General features: G+C 43.0%; 7 protein-coding genes and 1 pseudogene. 2 read left to right on the top strand and 6 right to left on the bottom strand.

The features are described from left to right. Both metG and B3B27_RS06160 read left to right on the top strand, forming a co-directional pair. The coding region (gene metG / locus B3B27_RS06155; RefSeq protein ID WP_286847116.1) for a methionine--tRNA ligase subunit beta at positions 1-797 on the top strand (797 nt) is incomplete at its 5' end. Positions 798-935: 138 nt separating this feature from the next. After that, positions 936-1,493, top strand: coding sequence for a hypothetical protein (locus tag B3B27_RS06160; RefSeq protein WP_238867638.1), 558 nt, complete (start codon positions 936-938; stop codon positions 1,491-1,493). A 7-nt stretch (positions 1,494-1,500) separates the two neighbouring features. On the opposite strand, the gene B3B27_RS06165 is transcribed toward B3B27_RS06160, so the two are convergent. The 6 genes and pseudogenes from B3B27_RS06165 to B3B27_RS06185 form a co-directional block, all read right to left on the bottom strand. Further along, positions 1,501-1,824 (bottom strand): hypothetical protein, encoded by a 324-nt coding sequence (locus B3B27_RS06165; RefSeq protein ID WP_238867639.1) that lies wholly within the window; start codon positions 1,822-1,824, stop codon positions 1,501-1,503. Further along, positions 1,740-2,015, bottom strand: coding sequence for a sodium:solute symporter family transporter (locus B3B27_RS11840; RefSeq protein ID WP_414703218.1), 276 nt, complete (start codon positions 2,013-2,015; stop codon positions 1,740-1,742). The genes B3B27_RS06165 and B3B27_RS11840 overlap by 85 nt, the downstream gene beginning before the upstream one ends. 77 nt (positions 2,016-2,092) lie before the next feature. Continuing rightward, positions 2,093-2,479 carry a hypothetical protein gene (locus B3B27_RS06170; RefSeq protein WP_286832884.1) on the bottom strand — a complete coding sequence of 129 codons (387 nt, stop codon included), beginning with the start codon at positions 2,477-2,479 and terminating at the stop codon, positions 2,093-2,095. 27 nt (positions 2,480-2,506) lie between these two features. Continuing rightward, positions 2,507-3,673, bottom strand: a complete 1,167-nt coding sequence (locus tag B3B27_RS06175) for a sialidase family protein (RefSeq protein WP_238867641.1) — start codon at positions 3,671-3,673, stop codon at positions 2,507-2,509. A 79-nt stretch (positions 3,674-3,752) separates the two neighbouring features. Further along, positions 3,753-4,664, bottom strand: coding sequence for a dihydrodipicolinate synthase family protein (locus tag B3B27_RS06180; protein ID WP_286847118.1), 912 nt, complete (start codon positions 4,662-4,664; stop codon positions 3,753-3,755). A gap of 105 nt (positions 4,665-4,769) precedes the next feature. Beyond that, positions 4,770-5,045, bottom strand: a pseudogene (locus B3B27_RS06185) (FadR family transcriptional regulator); the annotation flags it as partial.

Here is a 5,045-nt window from a genome sequence, read left to right on the forward strand (position 1 = left end):
CCCAATATGACCGGGAAACCATTGAAGAGGCGCAGAAAGTGAGAGCGGCTGTAGAGTATAATCTCGATAACTATCACTTTCGGGAAGCACAAAAAGAGGCGATGAACCTGGCACGGATCGGGAACAAGTATCTGGCCGACTCCGAACCTTGGAAAACGGCTAAAACCGATATGAACCGCACAGCTACTATACTTAACATAGCATTGCAGATTACAGCCAATCTGGCAATTGTATTTGAACCATTTTTGCCGTTTTCATCGGTAAAACTCCGTTCTTTTCTTAACGTAGGCAACTTGCAATGGGATGACCTTGGCAACTTCAACCTGCTTCCGGAGAAACATATGTTGGGAAAATCAGAGCTCCTATTCGAAAAAATAGAAGACGTGGTTATTGAAAAACAAATACAGAAACTGCTCGATACGAAAAAGGCAAACGAGGAGAGTGAATACAAGGCGGAAGCTGTAAAAGAGAGCGTGCAGTTCAACACTTTCGAAAAGTTGGATATACGTGTAGGGACGGTGCTGGAATGCGAGAAAGTACCAAAAGCAGATAAGCTACTTCGTTTTCTGCTCGACGATGGGCTGCAAAAACGGACCATTCTCTCCGGAATAGCAAACTACTACCCTAATCCTGAAGAGCTGGTGGGTAAGCAGGTTTGTTTTATTGCCAATCTGGAACCACGTAAAATGAGGGGAATAGTTTCAGAGGGAATGATTCTTTCAGCTGAAAATTTTGATGGAGCACTTGCACTTGTATCACCAACAAAAGAGGTATTGCCAGGTAGTAAAGTATTATAAAATAAAAAAACTGTTCAGGCTTCGCACAGAAGGTATAAAAGATAATTGTTTTTATATTTTAATCCTTCCTTTGTAACTTTTTTGCGTTTTTTGCGTTTTAATAATGTAGTATCATTTAAAATTTTATAAATATAATTTATGAAAAAGATTACACTTTTCGTCTTTTTATTACTTATCTCTACGTCACTGTTTGCGCAGAGAATATACAGGTCAACTGATTTCAATACATCAAGTGATATTCCATTGAATGAGGTAAAAATTAACCTTCCATTTACAATTTTCGCTACCTATCCTGAAATTTCGTATGAACGGATTTTAAACAGTGATATAAGTGTGGGAGCTACATTGGGAGTGGGGTTAGACACTGATCGATACCCATATGACTATGCATTTACACCACACTTCCGCTGGTTTTTCGGTGGAAATACAGAATCGATGCAAAAATATGCTGCCGGATTTTTTATAGAGGCAAATGGTTCTGTGTACTCTCAGGTAATGGAGAATGGTTCAGATTTTGGCGGTAGTGAAGTGTCTAAATTGGGATCGGGTCTTGGATTAGCCGTTGGCTGGAAATACGTTACATTGAACAATTGGGTAGGAGAAATCTATTTGGGAGGTGGCAGGAATTTTATAAAAAACGACTATGATGAAGTTGCATACCCCCGTTTTGGAATTTCCATCGGGAAGAGATTCTGAAGAATTTTCAATTTGAGCTTACACTTCTCCAGAAGAACCCACTGATTTCCTTCTTGTTGGGGAAAACAAAACTTGTCAGCCAGGCTATCAGGATGCTGGCAGCCATTCCGATAAAGCCATACAGCAGGAACGACAGTGGAGTATTTTCCTTGACAACAAGCAATACACCCAAACCTGCTATCACACCGGTAAGCGCTGCTTTTGCTCCCACACGCGGAAAGAAAATTCCGAGAATGAAGAGTGCACCTAATCCACTGGTAAGCAGACCGAGGAAAGTGTTGAACTGGTCCCACAACGAAGCAATATTCCATGTGCCCAACACCAATGCCATTCCCAATCCCAATAATCCGAAGAGAAGACCCGACGAAACTCGATGGCGGTGTGCCAGAATTCTCCCAGGCCTCCATCAATACCCATTACCATCAAAACAAATGCAGCAAGTGCCCCAAAGACGAGAATAAATCCCTGTATGACGTCTCCCCAGACAACGGCCTCCATACCACCGCTGGTACTGTAGATCAATATCTTGTTATGAAATCCCGTATGATGTATCCACAGGCTATCTCTTTTAGCTGTATTGCCTTCCCTGACAGCCTCCTCTACCTGGTTAAAATATGGCCCGTATCACAGCCGTAGAGCAGCACGTGTGAACCACCCACAGCTGAGGCGGTAGCCATTGCCAAAGAAACAGAAGTGCCATCATCGTGGTGGATATCTCCTTTTTTGGTCCATCTGTTGAGTGAAGGTCGAAAATGGTAAACAGATGCATAAAAGATTGTGGCTTCTCCGCCAAAAGACCGGTTTTCCTGTTTACCGAAAAAAGTACCTGCCAGCCCCTTCCACAGGGTAGAATCTTCCAATGTCTCCATGGAGAAACAGTTGATCTGGTGAAGGGTATTTAGATTATCCGCTTTTAGGAAAGTGACGGATATGGATAACCACATCCATATAAGGAGATAGATACGTGAAATTTTCTTTCGGATCATGCAGGTTTGTTTACAAATTATCAGAAATCACAATCCTTGCAAGACAGTTCCCGGAAGAAAAATCTCATTCCAGTCAAAAGAGATAAAGATCATTTTTTCATACGGACTTTTTTCCCCGGCCTCAAAAAAAAGTCCCACTCTTCCATCCGCCAACCTGGTAATGCAGGAGTATGCAGCCGGCCCTTCGTACACCAGTTTACCGTTGCTCCAGCTCCGACAGTCATCGAGGCTGACTTTGAGCATCAGATGATCTCTTCCGTGAGGTACGGCCGGATTAAGAAACAGGTGCACCTGTTGTCCGTCAACCTCACCAAAATTCAATACGGCCGCCTGGCATAACGGCTCCACCAGCTGAAAGTCGTGTTCAATCTCCGACCAATTTTGCCCACCATCCGTGCTATAACTGATGGCTCTTGCCTGTTTGTTGTTATAGGAACGCATATTCATCAATAAAGTACCGTCCGATAATTCAGTCACCTGGCTTTCATTACATCCCGGTTTAATGGATTCGCTTATCTGCCATGATTTCCCATGATCGTCAGAATAGATTACATGTGCTCCATAACCATAGGGGCCTCCTGCCAGGTTTCCTTTCGGATCGTCATAACTGTGATTTGCCGGAATAACAAGCCGACCTTTATATCTTCCGTTTTTTATTTGTATGCCAATTCCAGGGCCGGTAGCATACCACCCCCATGAAGGATTGCGGCATGTTATTTCCAAGCTCTCCGGCTCCGACCATGTTTTTCCATCATCATCAGAATAGCAGACATAAGGCAACCGTGGTGAAATGGATGTTTTACTGATGATGTCACTTTCTTTGTCTTTTCCGTTATTCCAGCTGGTAAACAACCAGATTCGCCCGGTTCTCTCATCGACTACGGGACAAGGATTTCCGCATGTGTTGTCTGCATCGTCCCAGGCAACCTGTTCGTTGCTCCATGTCGTCCCGTTATCTTCCGAACGTTTCAGCAACAAGTTTATGTCTCCGGTATCACCCGCCTCACGTCCCTCACAAAAGGCGAGCAATGTTCCTTCATTGGTGACAACCAGTGCCGGTATCCGGTAATTATTATATTCACCCGTTCCCTGTTCCCACAATACATATTGGTGATTTTTCTCCTTTTTTTTATCTAGGGAAAGAAAAGATAAAACCAAAAGGATAGATGCGATAATTAATAAATTTCTCCTCATATTTTATACAGATTAAAATGGTTGACGTGTTTTAAATTCTTCCAGAAGGGAGTATTGTTTAGAGGACACACTCCCTTCTCTATTTTACCAATAAACCAACGCCCCGGAGATTCTCCCGAAGAGCGTCGTATTCCTCCTTTTCGAATGCGGCAAAAGGGGGACGGCATGACCCACATTCGATTCCCATCAGATTCATGATGGCCTTTCCACCTCTCACGCCACCTCCATATAGAATTATGATTTTCACCATTTCTACCGACTGCATCTGAAAGGCACGCGCCGTTTCCACATCGTTACTTTCCATGGATTTCAAAATATTCAGATAGATATGGGGTATATAGTTATACGTACTCCCTACACTGGCTAAAGCACCGAGAGCCAATCCGCAAATCAGTGTCTCGTCGAAGCCATGCAACACCTCAAATGCCCCGTTATCCAGCTGAATACAGTCGCCCATTTCCATCAGGTTGTTGTGTGTAAACTTCACTCCGGCCAGGTTGGAAATTTTTTTTTCCCCTTCGTGAAGAAATTGTGCAACCGAAAGGTTCACCCCGGTCATGGAGGGCATATTGTAGTAATAGAATGGCAATTGTGGAGCGGAAGAAGCAATGGGCGTAAAGAAATCGATCAGATCCTTCACTTTTTCAGGCTTGAAAAAAGAAGAGGCGATACATCCGATTCCATCTGCGCCTTTCACTGCAGCATGACGTGCCAGCTCCATTGCCTCGCGTTGGTTATCGCTGCCCACATGGGCAATAATTTGAAAGTCTCCTTCACCACGTTTTATCCATTCCTCCAAGATCAACTTTCTTTCGGCTGTGGTGAGGGAAGTAAACTCCCCGGTAGTCCCGCAAACAAATACACCCGATATTCCCGAATCCTTGATATGTTGCGCGTATTTTCTAATCACGGAATAATTAATATCACCATGTGTATCCAGGGGTGTGAAAACTGCGGCGATCAACCCTTTTAGTTTTTTGTAATTGTTCATAAATATTTAACTGGTTAGTATATTTTCTGTGTTCGGCAAATAATTACAAAGACGGGAAAAATCTCATAAACGCTTTTAATAAAACGCTTTACTATACCAGTCAAATCAGCCGTTTTGCAGAGCAACGTGATATTGATTTCTTTGACTGATAAAAATTCTGTAAACTTCAAAATGCTCTTCCAGGGCTCTTCTATACCCGTCTTCGTCTCCTTCTTTCAAATACCGCAGCAGATCCATATGGGTTACAATACGCTCTTCTTCTTTCAACCGGATATTAATTGGAGCCAGAAACTCCTGAAACTTGTCTTTCACGAATGTCATCACCGGGTGAATGATATTCTGAAACTCAGAAATGGTTTTATTGCCAGTTATTTTATAAAG

Source organism: Proteiniphilum sp. UBA5463, from assembly GCF_002427225.1.
GTDB lineage: Bacteria > Bacteroidota > Bacteroidia > Bacteroidales > Dysgonomonadaceae > Proteiniphilum > Proteiniphilum propionicum.

Excerpts from the sequence above, each read along its gene's own strand:
- B3B27_RS06160 (WP_238867638.1), top strand. The coding sequence starts at position 936 with ATGAAAAAGATTACACTTTTCGTCTTTTTATTACTTATCTCTACGTCA.
- B3B27_RS06165 (WP_238867639.1), bottom strand. The coding sequence starts at position 1,824 with ATGGCATTGGTGTTGGGCACATGGAATATTGCTTCGTTGTGGGACCAG.
- B3B27_RS06170 (WP_286832884.1), bottom strand. The coding sequence starts at position 2,479 with ATGATCCGAAAGAAAATTTCACGTATCTATCTCCTTATATGGATGTGG.
- B3B27_RS06175 (WP_238867641.1), bottom strand. The coding sequence starts at position 3,673 with ATGAGGAGAAATTTATTAATTATCGCATCTATCCTTTTGGTTTTATCT.
- B3B27_RS06180 (WP_286847118.1), bottom strand. The coding sequence starts at position 4,664 with ATGAACAATTACAAAAAACTAAAAGGGTTGATCGCCGCAGTTTTCACA.